The organism is Mesorhizobium sp. M0088 (assembly GCF_040322895.1).
Classification (GTDB): Bacteria; Pseudomonadota; Alphaproteobacteria; order Rhizobiales; family Rhizobiaceae; genus Mesorhizobium.
The window spans coordinates 128,481-145,031 of sequence record NZ_JAMYUI010000006.1; the positions used below are offsets into that span (position 1 = coordinate 128,481).

15 protein-coding genes are annotated in these 16,551 nt (G+C 64.5%); 6 read left to right on the plus strand and 9 right to left on the minus strand.

Annotation, left to right across the window (positions count from 1 at the left end; genetic code table 11):
• The first annotated feature begins 6 nt into the window (after positions 1-6).
• The 6 genes from ntrB (at position 7) to NKJ67_RS09380 (ending at position 7,683) form a co-directional block, all read left to right on the plus strand.
• Complete coding sequence (gene ntrB / locus NKJ67_RS09355) at positions 7-897, plus strand: nitrate ABC transporter permease (RefSeq protein ID WP_127326483.1); 891 nt, start codon at positions 7-9, stop codon at positions 895-897.
• 11 nt (positions 898-908) lie between these two features.
• On the plus strand, positions 909-1,706 hold the full coding sequence (locus NKJ67_RS09360; protein WP_352581163.1) for an ABC transporter ATP-binding protein: 798 nt from the start codon (positions 909-911) through the stop codon (positions 1,704-1,706).
• 4 nt (positions 1,707-1,710) lie between these two features.
• A complete protein-coding gene (gene nirB / locus NKJ67_RS09365; protein ID WP_352581164.1) occupies positions 1,711-4,161 on the plus strand; it encodes a nitrite reductase large subunit NirB in 2,451 nt (816 codons plus the stop codon).
• Positions 4,162-4,166: 5 nt separating this feature from the next.
• Positions 4,167-4,496, plus strand: a complete 330-nt coding sequence (gene nirD, locus NKJ67_RS09370; protein WP_352581165.1) for a nitrite reductase small subunit NirD — start codon at positions 4,167-4,169, stop codon at positions 4,494-4,496.
• 2 nt (positions 4,497-4,498) lie between these two features.
• Positions 4,499-7,330, plus strand: coding sequence for a nitrate reductase (locus NKJ67_RS09375; RefSeq protein ID WP_352581166.1), 2,832 nt, complete (start codon positions 4,499-4,501; stop codon positions 7,328-7,330).
• Between the two features lie 95 nt (positions 7,331-7,425).
• Positions 7,426-7,683 carry a BrnA antitoxin family protein gene (locus tag NKJ67_RS09380; RefSeq protein WP_352581167.1) on the plus strand — a complete coding sequence of 86 codons (258 nt, stop codon included), beginning with the start codon at positions 7,426-7,428 and terminating at the stop codon, positions 7,681-7,683.
• A 250-nt stretch (positions 7,684-7,933) separates the two neighbouring features.
• On the opposite strand, the gene NKJ67_RS09385 is transcribed toward NKJ67_RS09380, so the two are convergent.
• The 9 genes from NKJ67_RS09385 to NKJ67_RS09425 all read right to left on the minus strand — a co-directional run bounded on the left by NKJ67_RS09385 (position 7,934) and on the right by NKJ67_RS09425 (position 16,253).
• Positions 7,934-8,290 carry a cupin domain-containing protein gene (locus tag NKJ67_RS09385; RefSeq protein WP_127267126.1) on the minus strand — a complete coding sequence of 119 codons (357 nt, stop codon included), beginning with the start codon at positions 8,288-8,290 and terminating at the stop codon, positions 7,934-7,936.
• Positions 8,291-8,299: 9 nt separating this feature from the next.
• Entirely contained in the window at positions 8,300-9,682 is a 1,383-nt protein-coding gene (locus tag NKJ67_RS09390) for an NAD(P)/FAD-dependent oxidoreductase (protein ID WP_352581169.1), read from the minus strand.
• A 28-nt stretch (positions 9,683-9,710) separates the two neighbouring features.
• Positions 9,711-10,820 carry an ABC transporter ATP-binding protein gene (locus NKJ67_RS09395; RefSeq protein ID WP_352581170.1) on the minus strand — a complete coding sequence of 370 codons (1,110 nt, stop codon included), beginning with the start codon at positions 10,818-10,820 and terminating at the stop codon, positions 9,711-9,713.
• Position 10,821: 1 nt separating this feature from the next.
• Complete coding sequence (locus tag NKJ67_RS09400; RefSeq protein ID WP_127267129.1) at positions 10,822-11,610, minus strand: ABC transporter permease; 789 nt, start codon at positions 11,608-11,610, stop codon at positions 10,822-10,824.
• Positions 11,607-12,515, minus strand: a complete 909-nt coding sequence (locus NKJ67_RS09405; RefSeq protein ID WP_352581171.1) for an ABC transporter permease — start codon at positions 12,513-12,515, stop codon at positions 11,607-11,609. Before NKJ67_RS09405 ends, NKJ67_RS09400 begins: the two co-directional genes overlap by 4 nt.
• 24 nt (positions 12,516-12,539) lie before the next feature.
• Entirely contained in the window at positions 12,540-13,619 is a 1,080-nt protein-coding gene (locus tag NKJ67_RS09410; protein WP_127319889.1) for an extracellular solute-binding protein, read from the minus strand.
• Positions 13,620-13,622: 3 nt separating this feature from the next.
• The gene (locus NKJ67_RS09415; RefSeq protein WP_127319887.1) at positions 13,623-14,315 is read right to left on the minus strand and encodes a helix-turn-helix domain-containing protein; all 693 of its coding nucleotides are present in this window, start codon (positions 14,313-14,315) and stop codon (positions 13,623-13,625) included.
• Between the two features lie 135 nt (positions 14,316-14,450).
• Entirely contained in the window at positions 14,451-15,545 is a 1,095-nt protein-coding gene (locus NKJ67_RS09420) for an ROK family transcriptional regulator (RefSeq protein ID WP_352581245.1), read from the minus strand.
• 57 nt (positions 15,546-15,602) lie between these two features.
• On the minus strand, positions 15,603-16,253 hold the full coding sequence (locus NKJ67_RS09425; RefSeq protein ID WP_023809404.1) for an SGNH/GDSL hydrolase family protein: 651 nt from the start codon (positions 16,251-16,253) through the stop codon (positions 15,603-15,605).
• Positions 16,254-16,551: the final 298 nt, after the last annotated feature.

Consider the following 16,551-nt stretch of genomic DNA (forward strand, 5'->3'; position numbering starts at 1 on the left):
CCAGACATGTCGATCCAGACTATCGAGGACACCAAGGTGAAGGCCTTTCCTGCCAAGCCGGCGGAGGTCATCGCCTTCACTGCCAAGGCACGGCGTCGCTTCGAGCCGCTCGCCATCGCCGGCAAACTGGCAAGCGCGCTGGTGCCGCCCATCATCGTGATCGCGCTGATGCTGGTCGTCTGGCAGATCGCCTGTTCGTCGCCGACATCAAGCCTGCCGCCGCCGACCCAGGTGTGGAACGAGGCCTACGATTTGATCGCGCATCCGTTCTTCGACAATGGCCCGCAGGATATCGGTCTGGCATGGCGCGTGCTGATCTCGCTGCAGCGTGTCGCCATCGGCTTCGGCCTGGCGGCGGTCGTCGGCGTCGCGCTCGGCGCGCTGGTCGGCCAGTCGATCTGGGCGATGCGCGGCCTCGACCCGGTGTTCCAGATCCTGCGCACGGTGCCGCCGCTGGCCTGGCTGCCTCTGTCGCTGGCGGCGTTCCGCGATTCCAGCCCGTCGGCGATCTTCGTCATCTTCATCACGTCGATCTGGCCAATCATCATCAACACCGCGGTCGGCGTGCGTAACATCCCAGAGGATTATCGCAACGTCTCGCGCATCCTGCGGCTCAACCAGTTCGAGTTCTTCGTGAAGATCATGGTGCCGGCCGCCGCGCCTTACATCTTTACCGGCCTCAGGATCGGCATCGGCCTGTCCTGGCTCGCCATCGTCGCCGCCGAAATGCTGACCGGCGGCGTCGGCATCGGCTTCTTCATCTGGGACGCGTGGAACTCGTCCCGGCTGCCCGACATCATCGTCGCGCTCGCCTATATCGGCGTCACCGGCTTCTGCCTCGACCGTCTGGTCGCAGCGGTCGGCGCCTTTGTCACCCGCGGCACAACGGCAAAGTGAGGAGAGGGGCGATGACGGCCTATCTGAAGCTCGACCATATCGACAAATCCTTCACGCGTGGTGCCCAGGTCAGCGAGGTATTGAAGGACATCAGGCTGACCATCGACAAGGGCGAATTCGTCTCCATCATCGGCCATTCCGGCTGTGGCAAGTCGACCTTGCTCAATCTGATCGCCGGGCTGACCAAGGTGTCCGCCGGCGCCGTGCTGCTCGAGGACAAGGAGGTCGACAGCCCCGGACCGGAACGCGCCGTGGTGTTCCAGAACCACAGCCTTTTGCCGTGGCTGACCGTCTACGAAAACATCAATCTGGCGGTGTCGAAGGTCTTCGGTCGTTCGAAGAGCAAGGCCGAGCGGCATGACTGGATCATGCGCAATCTCGACCTCGTGCAGATGGCGCAGGCCAAGGATAAACGCCCGGCAGAAATATCGGGCGGCATGAAGCAGCGCGTCGGGATCGCCCGGGCGCTGGCCATGGAGCCGAAGATACTGCTGCTCGACGAGCCGTTCGGCGCGCTCGATGCGCTGACGCGCGCCCATCTGCAGGATGCGGTGATGGACATCCACTCCAGGCTCGGCTCGACGACGATCATGATCACCCACGATGTCGACGAGGCGGTGCTGCTTTCCGACCGCATCGTCATGATGACCAATGGCCCGGCGGCAACCATCGGCGAAGTGCTTCCCGTGCCGCTGGCGCGGCCGCGCCGGCGCGTCGAACTTTCTTCCGACCGGATTTTCCTGCGCTGCCGCGAGGCGGTGCTGAAGTTCCTCTACGAACGCCACCGCTTCGTCGAAGCCGCGGAGTAGCACCATGAGCGAAAGACTTGTCATCATCGGCAATGGCATGGCCCCCGGGCGCATGCTCGAGCACCTGTTGGAACAGGCGCCGGGCCGCTACATCGTCACCATCTTCAACGCCGAGCCGCGCGTCAATTACGACCGCATCATGCTGTCGCCGGTTCTGTCGGGCGAGAAAGCCTATGAGGAGATCATCATCCACGGCGACGGCTGGTACATCGCCAACAACATCACCCTCTACAAGGGCCACAAGATCATTGCCATCGACCGGACGGCAAAGACCGTTACTTCGGATCATGGTGTCACCGAGCCTTACGACAAGCTCGTCATCGCCACCGGTTCGGTGCCGTTCATCATTCCGGTGCCGGGCCATGATCTGCCGGGCGTGCTGACCTATCGCGACCTCGATGACGTCCAGGCGATGATGCTTGCCGCCCAGTCGCGCGCCAAGGCGGTGGTCATCGGCGGCGGCCTGCTCGGGCTGGAGGCGGCAGCAGGGCTGAACGCGCAAGGCATGGACGTCACCGTGCTGCATGTCATGCCGACGCTGATGGAGCGCCAACTCGATCCCGCGGCCGGCTATCTGCTGCAGCGTGCCGTGGAGCAGCGCGGCATCAAGGTGATCACCAAGGCCAACACACAGGCGATCACAGGCAACGGCAAGGTCGGGCAGGTGGAGCTTGCTGACGGCACCATTATCCCAGCAACGCTTGTGGTGATGGCTGTCGGCATCAGGCCGAATTCCGCGCTGGCGAAACAGGCCGGCATCGCCGTCAACAGGGGCATCGTCGTCGACGCCGGCATGCGCAGCAACGATCCCGACATCTACGCGCTCGGCGAATGTGCCGAGGTCAACGGCCAGGTCTATGGCCTCGTCGCACCGCTCTACGAGATGGCGCGCGTCACAGCCAGCCAGCTGGCCGGCAACGAGGCGGCGGCCTTCGTCCATATGGACACGCCGACCAAGCTCAAGGTCACCGGCATCGACCTGTTCTCGCTCGGCGACTTCGCCGAGGGCGAGGACCGCCAGGAGATCGTGCTGCGCGATGCGGCCGCCGGCGTCTACAAGCGCCTCGTCCTGAAGGACGACCGCATCATCGGTACCGTGCTCTACGGCGAGACGGCTGATGGAGCCTGGTTCAACGACCTCAAGAAGAAGCAGACCGATATTTCCGAAATGCGCGACACGCTCATCTTCGGCCAGTCCTACCAGGGGGGTGCCCCGCTGGACCCTATGGCGGCCGTTGCAGCCTTGCCGGATGATGCGGAAATCTGCGGCTGCAACGGCGTTTGCAAGGGAAAGATCACTGGCGCGATTACGGGGAAGGGCCTGACCTCGCTCGACGACGTGCGCGCCCACACCAAGGCGTCAGCCTCCTGCGGCTCCTGCACCGGGCTGGTCGAGAAGCTGATGGTGCTGACCATCGGCGACAAATACAATCCGGCGGCGGTGCAGCCGAAGTGCGGCTGCACGACGCTCGGCCATGACGAGGTGCGCCGGCTGATCATCGCCAAGAGCCTGAAGACGATTCCGGCGGTTATGCAGGAGCTGGAGTGGACGACCTCCTGCGGCTGCGCCAAATGCCGGCCGGCGCTCAACTATTATCTCGTCTGCGACTGGCCGGACGACTACGCCGACGACTACCAGTCGCGCTTCATCAACGAGCGCGTCCACGCCAACATCCAGAAGGACGGCACCTATTCGGTGGTGCCGCGCATGTGGGGCGGCGTCACCAACGCGGCGGAGCTGCGCGCTATCGCCGACGTCGTCGACAAGTTCGAAATCCCGATGGTCAAGGTCACCGGCGGCCAGCGCATCGACATGCTCGGCATCCGCAAGGAAGACCTGCCGGCGGTATGGGCCGATCTCGGTCAGGCCGGCTTCGTCTCCGGCCACGCCTATGCCAAGGGGTTGCGCACGGTGAAGACCTGCGTCGGCTCGGACTGGTGCCGCTTCGGCACGCAGGATTCGACAGGGTTTGGCGTCCGCATCGAAAAATTCATGTGGGGCTCGTGGACCCCGGCCAAGGTCAAGATGGCGGTGTCGGGCTGTCCTCGCAACTGCGCCGAGGCGACCTGCAAGGATGTCGGCGTGATCTGCGTCGACAGTGGTTACGAGATCCATTTTGCCGGCGCGGCCGGCCTCGATATCAAGGGCACCGAGGTGCTCGGCCTGGTCAAGACCGAGGATGAGGCGCTGGAGCATATCGTGGCGCTGACGCAGATGTATCGCGAGCAGGGCCGCTATCTCGAGCGCATCTACAAATGGGCCAAACGCATCGGCATCCCCGAGATCAAGCGCCAGATCATGGACGATGGCGAGAAGCGCAAGGCTTATTACGACCGCTTCGTCTTCAGCCAGAAATTCGCCCAGGTCGACCCGTGGTCGGAACGCGTTTCCGGCAAGGACAAGCACGAATTCCGGCCGATGGCCTCGGTCGGATTTGCGCAGGCGGCGGAGTGACAATCATGAACTGGACCGCCATCGGCTCCATCTCGGACATCCCCCGCCGCGGCGCGCGGTGCGTCGCCACCCCGGAAGGCAAGATCGCCGTCTTCCGCACCGCCGACGATCAGGTCTACGCCATCGACGACCATTGCCCGCACAGAGGCGGGCCGCTCAGCCAGGGCATCGTGCACGGGACGTCGGTGACCTGTCCCTTACACAATTGGGTGATTTCGCTGGAGACGGGCAAGGCGCTCGGCGCCGACGAGGGCGCGGTGCGCACCATTCCGGTGCGGGTCGAAGGCGAGCATCTGTTCATTGCGCTGGAAGCGCTGGCCAGCCGCGCGGCCTGACCATGGAGATCGACGAAGCGCGCGAGGTGAGGACCACCTGCCCCTATTGCGGGGTGGGCTGCGGCGTGCTGGCGAAGGTCGCCGCGGACGGGCAGGTGTCCGTGCGTGGCGACCCCGACCACCCGGCCAATTTCGGCCGGCTCTGCTCCAAGGGCTCGGCACTGGCCGAGACCATCGACCTCGACGGCAGGCTGCTTCATCCGGAGATCCATGGCCGCCGCGCCGGCTGGGACGAGGCGCTCGACCTGGTCGCTTCGACCTTCTCGCAGACCATCGCCGAGCATGGGCCCGATGCGGTCGCCTTCTATGTCTCCGGCCAGTTGCTGACCGAGGACTATTATGTCGCCAACAAACTGATGAAGGGTTTTGTCGGCTCGGCCAACATCGACACCAATTCGCGCCTGTGCATGGCCTCCTCGGTCGCCGGCCACCGCCGCGCTTTCGGCTCCGACACCGTGCCGGGAACCTACGAGGATCTGGAACTGGCCGACCTGATCGTGCTGGTCGGCTCCAACCTCGCCTGGTGCCATCCGGTGCTCTACCAGCGCATCGCGGCTGCCCGGGAAAAGCGGCCGGAGATGAAGATCGTCCTGGTCGACCCGCGTCGCACCATGACCGCTGACATCGCCGATATGCATCTGGCGATCGCGCCCGATGGCGACGTCGCTTTGTTCACGGGCCTGCTCGCTTATCTCGGCCAGCACAATGCGCTCGACCGCGCCTACATCACGACGCACACGACCGGCTTCGGGCAAGCGCTTTTCGCGGCCTCCGCGCTCGACCTGGCCGGCGTCGCCGCCGCCACCGGCCTGAGCGAGGACGAGCTTGGCCGTTTCTACAGCCTGTTTGCAGCGACGGCGAAAACGGTTACGGTTTACAGCCAGGGTGTGAACCAGTCGTCGTCGGGGACCGACAAGGTCAACGCCATCATCAACTGCCATCTCGCCACCGGCCGCATCGGCAAGCCAGGGGCAGGGCCGTTTTCGGTGACGGGCCAGCCCAACGCCATGGGCGGCCGCGAGGTCGGCGGTATGGCCAACATGCTGGCCGCCCATATGGAGATCGAAAACCCCGACCATCGCGAGCGCGTGCAGCGCTTCTGGAACGCGCCGGCCATTGCCGGAAAGCCCGGCCTGAAGGCAGTCGAGATGTTCCAGGCGCTGGCCGACGGGCGCATCAAGGCGCTGTGGATCATGGCCACCAACCCGGTCGATTCGATGCCGGACGCCGATGCCGTCGAAGCGGCGATCAAGGCGTGCCCTTTCGTGGTGGTGTCGGACGTGCTGGCCCGGACCGACACCGTCCGCCATGCCCATGTCCGGCTGCCCGCCGCCGCCTGGGGCGAGAAGGACGGCACCGTCACCAATTCAGAGCGCCGGGTGTCGCGCCAGCGCGCGTTTTTGGAGCTGCCCGGCGAGGTGCTGCCCGACTGGCGGATCGTCGCCGAGGTGGGCAAGCGGATGGGGTTCGGCGAGGCGTTTTCCTATGCGACGCCGGCGGAAGTTTTTGCTGAACACGCGGCGCTGTCGGGGTTCGAGAATGATGGTGTGCGGGACTTCGATATTGGCGTCTACGGCGGAGTTGATGGCGAGACCTACGCAACGCTTGAGCCGTTCCAGTGGCCGGCGCCCGGTCGTGCCGACCCCTTCTGGCCTGCCGGCCATCTCCCCCTCAAGGGGGGAGATCAGCCTGCCGCTCGGCTTTCGCCAATCGCCAACGCTGCGGAAGAAGCGCCGGTGTCAAAGCTGCTAGTCTCCCCCCTCGAGGGGGAGATGGCCGGCAGGCCAGAAGGGGTCGGCACGACTGGGCTCCAGGTTCGCTTCTTCGCCGACGGCAATTTCTACACACCCGATCGAAAGGCGCGCTTCATCGCCATCCGCCCGACCACGGAAGTCCGCACCAGTCCCGACTATCCGCTGATCCTCAACACCGGCCGTATCCGCGACCATTGGCACACCATGACGCGGACCGGCAAAAGCCCGCGGCTTTCGCAGCACATCGCCGAGCCATTCGTCGAGATCCACCCGGTGGATGCGCAGCGCTTCGGCATCGGTGACGCCGACATCGTGCGCGTTTCCAGCCCGCGCGGTGACGTGCTGGTGCGCGCGCTGGTGACGATACGCCAGCGCCAGGGCAGCCTGTTTGCGCCGATGCACTGGACCGATCAGTTCTCGGCAAAGGGCCGGCTCGACACGCTGACCGCGCCGCTGACCGATCCCATTTCCGGCCAGCCGGCGCTGAAACATGTCGCCGCCCGCATCGAGAAATTCGCCGCAAAAGCCTTCGGCTTTGCGGTGACGCGGCATAGGCCGTCGCCCGATGCCGCGGCCTATTGGGCCGTGGCCAAATGCAAGGGCGGCTGGCGGGTCGAGCTTGCCTTTGCCGAAGACGACATCGACTGGGCCGGCTTTGCCGGGTCACTGTTCGGCGCGTCACCGGGTGCGGAAATGCTCGCCTATCATGACTGCGACGCCGGCCAGCATCGCATCGCCGCCTTCGACGGCGATCAACTGTCAGGCGCCTTGTTCGTCGCGCCCGGCCCGGTCGCCGTGTCGCGCGGCTGGGCGGCGGAACAGTTGAGTGCCGATCATGTCGACCGGCGCGGCAGGCTGGCGATCGTGGCCGGACGGCCGTGCGGGATCGACGTCGACCGCGGCGCCATCGTCTGCTCCTGTTTCGGCGTCGGCGTCAACCAGATCGCCGAAGCGGTGCGCCGCGGCTGCGGCAGCGTCGCGGCGATCGGCGTGGCCCTGCATGCCGGTACGAATTGCGGCTCCTGCCGCGCCGAGATCAGGGTCATCATTGACGCGCAAAGTCTTGAAGCAGCCGAGTGATTGTCCCGACCAAAGGGGCCTGCGCGACGGCGCTGGTTGGGCTATGGTGGCGTAAGCGTGCTGCGCACGAATCGCCTTCAGTCAGGGTCATCCCAATGGCAAATCCCCCGCGCCGACCGACAAATCCGATGGTGGCCGCCGAAGCGGCTTTCAAGCCGGTGAAGAAGCCGGCCGCGCCGGTTCGTGAGCCCTCCGCCGCTCCAGGCGTCAGGGAGCTTGTTTCGATCCGGATCGACCGCGCCGTGCTGGACCACTTCCAGGAGGATGGGCCGGGCTGGCAGGACCGCATCAACGACGCCTTGCGGCAGGCGATAGAAGGCAAGCCGACGGCCGGCGGTTTGGACGACGAGTAGCGCCCATCGCTTCGTCATCCACGGGCGGAGCTAGGAGCGTAGCGACGCGGCGCAGACCCCTGGAGCTGCTCCGCAGCCCAAAGGATACATGCCGCGACCTCAAAGCGCTGCAGCGGTGCAGATTCTGTTCCGCTGCATTCCTCGATGGCTGTCACGGAATGGATCCCAGGGTCTCCGCGACGGAGCTTCGCTCCTGCTTCGCCCTAGGATGACGAAGTTTGGGGAGGCTTCGGCCAAAGCGGACGTCGGCTCACGCCTCGAAGTGCAGGATATAGAGCTTCCGCGTCTTCTCGTGGATCGTCCATTCGCCTTTCCACCCTTTCGGCAGCACCAGCATTTCGCCCGGGCCGACGTCCTTGCTGCGGCCATCGGGACCATGCAGCGAGACCCGGCCTGACACGATGTGGCACGTTTCGGAATTGCTGTCGCGCGATGCGGTGAAGCGGCCCGGCGTGCACTCCCAGACGCCTACTTCCAACGTGCCGTCGGGCGAGGTCCACAGCGTCTTCGCTGCTTCGAACTGATTGCCGCTGATCGAGGTCGGCTTGGGCTCGGGCTCGCCGAGATCGATCGAGGCGAGATGGGCGAAGGTCTGGAAATCGGTCATGGCAGTCTCTTAATGTCCTGTGATGCGATCGGCGATTGCGGCGAGTTTCGACGTGTGCTGGAGGCCGGCCTCCTCGCGTTCGTCGGCGACGCGGTAGAGCTGATACATCGAGTGGACACCGAGCCAGCGCATCGGCTCGGGCTCCCACTTGCTGACCTGGCGGTTGACCCAGGGCAGGCGGGTCAGCTCAGTGTCGCGCCGCAGGATGAGATCGCGCAGCGTGCGGCCCGACAGGTTGGAACTGGATACGCCGAGCCCGACATAGCCGCCGGCCCAGCCGATGCCGGTCTCAGGGTCGAGACCGGCCGTCGTGCACCAGTCGCGGGGCACGCCCAGCACGCCGCACCAGGCGTGGTCGATGCGAAGCTTGGCTGTCTGTGGCAGAAGGCGGATGAGGATCGCGTGCAGGCTTTCGATCGTCGCCTGCTGCGTCTGGCCGCGCACGTCGGTCTGCGAGCCGTAGCGGTAGGGCACGCCGCGTCCGCCTATGGTGATGCGGCCTTCCCTGGTGCGCTGTGCATAGCAATAGGCGTGCGCGGCGTCGCCGAGAAGCTCATGGCCCTCCCAGCCGATCTCGTCCCATAGCGATTGCGGCAGCGGCTCGGTGATGATCTGCGCGCTGTTGAGCGGCAGCCAGAGCCGCTCATTGCCTGGTATGCCGGCCGTGAACCCTTCCGTGGCACGGATGATGATTGGCGCGCGCACGGTGCCGCGGCTCGTCGTGACCTTGCCCTTCTCGATGCCGGTCACGGTGGTCTGCTCGTAGATCGGCACGCCAATGCGTTCGACGGCTTCGGACAGGCCGCGCACCAGCTTGGCCGGCTGCACGCGCGCGGTGCCGTGGTGGATATAGCCGCCAAGCACATTTCTGATGTTGATGCGGGCTCTGGCCTCTTCCTGACCGATCAGGCTGACACGCTCGCTCGGAACGCTCCAGCCGATCGCATCGGCATAGGCGGCCTTGATCCGTTCGAGCTGCGGCGGATTGGTGGCGACCGTCAGATTGTCGACCCGGCGGATGTCGGCATCGATGCCTTCGGTCTCGGTCACCGCGATCACTTCGTCGACCGTGCCATGCATGGCGGTTTCCATGTCGATGACGGCGCCGCGCGTCGAGGTCTGCAGATATTTTTCGCGCGACCAGCTGAAGCCGCCGGACAGCCAGCCGCCATTTCGGCCCGACGCGCCGAAGCCGGCGAACTCCCTCTCGACGATGGCGATGCGGATCGATGGATCGGCCTTCTTCAGGTAATAAGCCGTCCACAAGCCGGTGTAGCCGGCGCCGACGATGCAGACATCGGCTTCGAGGTCGGCCGGAAGCGGCGCGCGATAGGCCGGCAGGCCGATGTCGGCATACCAGAACGAGACGTTGCCGTTGACTTTGGCGTCCATGTCTAAAATCCTGCGGGGAAAAGAGCGGTCAGGTCATCGTCATGTCGGCGCGGTCGTCGTCGGCAAGAAGTTTTGCATCGACGACGGACCAGCGCAGATCGACCGTGTCACCAATCGAGAACGGTGTGGCTTCCAGCGACGAGCGCACGATGGCGACCGAGCCATCGCGAAGCGTCACCTGGTATTTCGAACCCGACCCCAAATAGATCGCTTCGCTGATCTCACCGGTGAGGCTGTTCTGCCCGGCGGCGGGAGACGTGTTGGTGCCGGCAAGCGACAGCTTTTCCGGCCGCAGCAGGACCACCGGTTTGCCTCCGCTGGCGAGCTTGCCGTTGGCCACGATCTTCTGGCCGGCGATCGTCAGGCTGGTTTCGTTTCCGAACGTCTGGGCGGTGCCACGCAAACTGGTCGATTCGCCGATGAACTTGGCCACGAACAGGGTCGTCGGCTCGTCGTAGAGCTGGCGGCCGGTTCCGACCTGTTGGATGCGGCCTTGGTTGAAGACGGCGATGCGGTCGGAGAGCACCAGCGCTTCTTCCTGGTCGTGCGTCACATAGACGAAGGTGGTGCCGAGTTCGCGGTGGATCCGCTTGATCTCCAGCTGCAGCCATTCGCGCAGTTTCTTGTCGAGCGCGCCGAGCGGTTCGTCCATCAACAGCAGCGGCGGATCGAAGACGATGGCACGCGCCAGCGCCACGCGCTGCTGCTGGCCGCCGGAAAGTTCGGAGGGATAGCGATGCGCGAAGTCGGCCATCTTGACCATGTCCAGTGCTCGTACGACGAGACGGTCGCGCGCCTGCTTGTCCATGCCGCGCAAGGTGAGGGGATAGGCGACGTTCTTGCCGACCGTCATGTGCGGAAACAGCGCGTAATGCTGGAAGACGACGCCGATGTTGCGCTTGTGCGCCGGCAGGGCGACGATGCTCTTGCCGCCGACGGCAAGATCGCCTGCGGTGAGGTCGGTGAAGCCGGCCACCACATTCAGGGTCGTAGTCTTGCCCGAGCCGCTAGGCCCCAGCAGCGTCATGAACTCGCCGGGCTCGATATGCAGGCTGACATCGTCGAGCGCGGTGAAATTGCCGTAACGCTTGGTTGCGCCCTTGATGTCGATGGCCGCGCCACGTTCCCTCGCAGTCATCTCAACTCCTCGTCGATTTCGAGCTGATGATCAGCCCGGCGCTGATGATCAGCGTCGTGGCAATGAAGATGATGGTTCCGACGGCCGTCACCGTCGGGTCGGCGTCGCGGGTGATGCTGGTGAAGATCTGCACCGGCAAGGTCTTGAGGTAGGGACTGGTGATGAACAGCGCGACGATGATTTCATCGAAGGAGGTGACGAAGGCAAACAAAAGCCCGGACAGGATACCGGGCGCGATCAGCGGCAAGGTCACGGTGCGGAACGTGGTGAAGCGGTTGGCGCCGAGGCTGGCCGCCGCCGTTTCCAGCCGCACGTCGAAGACTTCGAGGCTTGCCGATACGGCGATGATGACGAAGGGGATCGCCAGCATCGTGTGCGCGATGACGAAGCCGGTGGTGGTGCCGACAAGCTGGTAGTCGAGGTAAACGGCATAGATGCCGATCGCCAGCACCACGCCGGGCACGATCATCGGCGTGATCAGGATAGCGCGCAGCAGGCCGGCGCCGGAATGTTTCATGCGGCTGAGGCCAAGCGACGCCAGCGTGCCGATCAGCGTGGCGGCAACGGCGACGAGGCCCGCGACCCTCAGCGAATTGAAGAAGCTCGACAGCCAATCGGGATTGGTGAAGAAATTCGCGTACCACTGCCAGGAGAAACCGGAGGGTGGGAAGGCCAACGACTTCTTCTCGTTGAACGACATCGGGATGATGACCAGCGTCGGCATGACCAGCCACACGGCGACCAGCAGGCAGAACAGGCCGAGCAGGATGCGGAAGGGGGCCAGCCTCATGATCTGGCCGCCTGCTTGTGGCGCTGGCGCATCAGCGGTGCGGCGAGCGCCAGAAGCACGAAGGTCGCGACCAGCAGGACGACCCCCATGGCGCCGCCGCGTCCCCAGTTGAGCAGGCTGAGCACCTGGCTCTGCACCAGCGTCGACAGCATGGTGCTGCGCGGGCCGCCGAGCAGGGCAGGGGTGATGTAGAAGCCGAGCGACAGGATGAAGACGATGATGGCGCCGGCGAAGACGCCTGGCAGCGACAGCGGCAGATAGATCTGCAGGAAGGCACGTGCGGGCCGCGCGCCGAGGCTGCGCGCCGCCTGCACGAGGCGCAAATCGATGCCGCGCATGACAGAATAGAGCGGCAGGATCATGAACGGCAGCAACACCTGCGCCATGCCGATGACGACTCCGGTCTGCGTGCGGATCAGCTTCACGCCGTCAAAGCCGAGCAGCCTGATGACCGAATTGATGATGCCGGAATCCTGCAGCAGGATGACCCAGGCCAGGGTACGCACCACGCCGCTGACCCAGAACGGTACGAGCACGCACAGGATGAGGACCAGCCGCAGGCGCGGCCCGACCGCCGTCATGAGATAGGCGTAGGGGTAGGCGGCGATGACGCAGACGATGGTGACCCAGGCGGCGATGGAAAAGGTGCGCCACAGGACGGTGACGTTCACCGGCGTGGAGAAGAACCAGACGTAGTTCTGCAGGCCCCAGGCCGGGTCCGAAAAACTGCGCAGCGTGACGGTCAGCAAGGGATAGCCCATAGCCGCGATAAGCAGGAGCAGGGCCGGCATCGCCAGCAGCGACGGATAGGCGGCAAGGCGCAGGTGCCGCTGCGGTCCCTGCACGGCGCCTGACGGCCGGGGATGATCACCCCCGGCCGTCGGCGTATGCGATGTCTGGCTCACGCCGTCACCTCAGTGATGGCCGGCTCAGTTGCCGGCCATCAGCGCCGTCCACTTGTCGGACGCAGCGGCGAAGTTGGCGACCCAGAACTTGATGTTCTGCTGATAGCCGAGCTTGGCGTGGTCCGGCGTGTTGGTCAGGAAGGCGGCGACGGACGCGTCGACCTTTGGCTGTGCCTCGTTGTTGATCGGCGAGTAGGAGGTCTGCTCGGTCAGGATCTCCTGCGACTTCTTGCCGAGATAGGCGTTGATCAGCGCGTAGGAGGCATCGGGGTCCTTGGCGCCGACCGGGATGGTCAGCTGATCCATGACGACCAGCCAGTCCTTCCACACCGGCGTATAGGCAGCGCCATTCTTGACCGCCGTCATGGCGCGGCCGGTCCACATGATGATCATGTCGGCCTCGCCGGATTCGGCAAGCTGCTGGGATTCTGCGCCGGTCTTCCAGAAGATGGTGTCGGGGCCGATCGCCTTGATCTTGGCGATGCCCTTGTCGATATCGGCAGGCGTCATGGCGTCGACCTTGCCGCCGTCGGCCAGGATGGCCTGTTCGATCAGGCCGCCGAGCGGGCTGCCGCTGCCGTCGATGGCGCGGGTGCCGGGGAATTTCGCGGTGTCGAAGAAATCCTTCCAGTCCTTTGGCGGATTGTCCTTGTAGGTGTCGTTCTTGTACATCAGGACCATGCCGTAATTCATCGCCGGCACGCTGCACTCGCCGACCTGTCCGGGCGGGATGTGCGAGATGTCGAGCTTGGTCAGATCGAGTTTCTGGAACAGTTTTCCGCAATGCACGAAGGGCGGAAAATCATCCGTATCGACGACATCCCAGGTCACATTGCCTGATTCGACCTGCGCCTGAAGCTTGGCGATTTCGGTCGGTCCGTCGTTCAAAAGCTTGACGCCGCTCTTGTCGACGAATTCCTTAAGCGCGGCAACCTGGCCGTCCTGGTAGATGCCGCCATAGGAGACGAAGGTCAGCGTCTTGCCCTTCAACGAGCCGTCGACGACGGTTCCGGCCGGCGGCGCGTTCTGCGCGTGAGCGGCGGCCGCAAGCAAGGCCAGTGCGGCGGCGCCGAAAAACCCGGCCAATCTTGATCTGCTTCCCATTTTCTAACCCTCCGATGGCTCGCTGTTTGATTTTGGCAGACCGGGCGCGAGCGTTTTCCGGGCTACATATTGGTCGAGGTCGACGGCGCCGCTTGTCGGCGGCGCAATGATCCACAGCACTTCGGCCACCGCATCGCCGACATTGATCGTCCGGTGCGGCGTCGAGGTCGAATATTCGATGCTGTCGCCCTCTTCGAGGGTGAAGCTCTCGTCTCCGAGCGTCAGTTGCACGCGTCCGCGCAGCACGAGGAACATCTCGTTCGCGTTGCCATGCGTGTAGGGCACGTCGCCGGTGGAGCCGCCGACGGCGAACTCGCCGCAATAGACTTCCATCTCGCGGATCGGCCGGCGCGACAGCAGCGTCTTGCGGTAGCCTTCGCTGGTCGGCAGCGCCGGCCGTTCGGCCCGTGTCAGCACCGCGTGCGGCGACACCTCGCGTTCGTCGAAAAGATCGGCGAGGCTGATGCCGAGCGCGTTGGCGATCAGCATCAGCGTGCTGGTGTTGGCACCCGAAAGGCCGCGCTCGAGCTGGCTCAGGAAGCTGGCGGTGGTGCCGATCATGTCGCCGAGCTGGCGCAGCGTCAGGCGCCGCGTGGTGCGATAGGCCTTGATGCGATCGCCCAATACCGTCGAGCGGCGCGCTTCGGCGCTGGTTGCGGCATTGTCGTTGAGTGCGTGATCCGCAGCGATTTTCATGGCGATCTCAGGGTTCACTTAACATGCTATTAAGTGAGGCGTCCTGGCAAGCGGAATCGCCTTGTCATTTGAAAATCATCGATGGACCTGCAGAGAGCCCGTAATCGGCCGACCGGCAACGCCGGTTCGGCTCGATCACTGGATCATGAAGCGCGAACTGAATGGCAGGCTTGCCGCGCCGACGGCCTTCGGGCTGATGCTGACCCGCGCGGGCAGCGCTTCGATGCCGGGGAATTCCCGGCCGATGTCGGCGCACAAGGCCTTGGCGATCTTCTGCGGCGCGTAGCTGGACAGGACGACCGTCCTGAATTCGACAAACTGGGTCAGTGCGGAAATAGAGGCTTTCAGGCGGTTGGAGCATTCCCCTAGCCATTCGCTGTAGGCCTCGCCAAGGTCAGGCCACTCGGGGCTGCTGCTCCAGATGATTTCGGACGGGCGCCGGCGCTTGGTCAGTTCGCTCTCCAGGCGCATCAGCCCATGATCGAAGCTGGCGCTGGAGTTTCCCTTGTAGATCTGGTGGTTGAGGATGAGCCTACTCTGCAGCCGTGCTCCCAGATAGAAGAACAAATAGTCGTTGAGCGGCTTGGCGACGCCGAACATGCTCTCGCCGCCGGCTGCCGCGGTGATATCGTTCTGCACGAAAACCGGCAGCTTGATCTGTTCCTCGATCTCCCCCTGCAAGGCTTTCAGCGAGGTGCTCGATCCGTTGCGGGTTGCAGCCATCGTGTCGACATCGTCGGGAACGGCCAGGCCGATGCCGGCAACCCGGCTGCGCGCCTCGACCGGCAGGCTGGTCATGGCTTGCCTGATCGCGCCGAACAGTTCGCTGCTTTGCGGAAAGGGATTGGCTTCATCCGCCGGCAACTGCGTGTGGAAGCGCACTGTGCCGATGAAGTCGATGAGCGCGATGTCGATCCTGCGCCGGCTGAAGCCGACGCCAACCGCATAGGCGCCCTCCGGGTTGAGCGAAAGCGGGATGGTGGGCGGCCCGACGCGGCCGCGCTGTGCCTCGCCCTGCGAGACTAGGCCTTCCTGCTCGAGCGAACGGACGATGACCGAGGCCGTCTGCGCCGACAGGCCGGTCTTTTCGCCGATTTCCATCCGCGAAATGCCTTCGTTCTGAAGCAGCAGCGACAGCACCAGCCGCTCATTGTAGCTGCGCACGCTCAAAGCATTCAGCCCGCTCGCACGATCGGCGATGCGCAAGGGGTTGGGTGGCGCGAATCTCATGTCAGGCAAGGGTCGCCCCGTCGGTAAGAGCGCGCTGCCTCGCGGCGGTATGGTTGCTCATGTCGAGCGGCTCCAGCCGATGGCATCGACCGCGCGGGCAAGTGCGGTGCCCAGCAATCTGTGCGCCTCGGCATCGATGTGAAAGCCGTCCGCTTCGCTGCACGAGACCACCGAGCCGGCATCGAAAAAGTGGAGTTCGAGCGAGTCCGCCAGAACCTCGAACTCGAGCGCGAGCAGGCGCGATTTCTCCGGCGCACCGGCGAAGATGGACTTCCATTCCTTGACGTCGTCCTGCATCGGCGGCGGCGCCACGATCATGATCTCGGGCGTCGAGCCGCCTGGCCCAGGCGCCAGCTCCTTGATGTCGTAGACGAGGCAGCCGATCCCCATCGCCACTTCCGACGGCGGCTTGTTGAAGCGGATCTTCAAATCGTTAGTGCCGAGCATGATGATGACGAGGTCGAGCGTCGCATGGCTCTGCAGGCAGGGGCGAAGATAGGTTCTGCCGTTTTTGTGGGCGCCCTCGATCGGGTCGTCGTGGACGGTGGTGCGGCCGCTCAATCCTTCCTCGATGACATACCAGTCGGGGCCTAGCTGAGAACGCAATATCCCCGGCCAGCGTTCACCCGGCCCATAGCGCTCGAGCGGCCCCCTGCCGGGGATCTGGCCGTGCGTGTTGGAGTCGCCGTAGCACAAGACTGATCGCATGTTTTTCCCGCCGGGACTGACAGCGCGCCGAAGCCGGCGAGCGCCAATCATGATGGATAGAGGAGCGATGAAAGGCAAGCAAGGGAATAGTCATTCAACATGACTAACTATTGACAGGGCGAATCCGCTGTGCTTCTAAAGTGCCCGGAGGAGTTCTCGACCGTCATCATCGTCCAGCAGGAATTGGGCTTCGGCACGCATGTGTTCGGGGGCGGGAGAATTGCGTGCATCGGTCGGTTTGCGACAACGAGCATGCATTGGGAGAGCGTCTCATGGCCGTACGCATTCGTACGGCCGG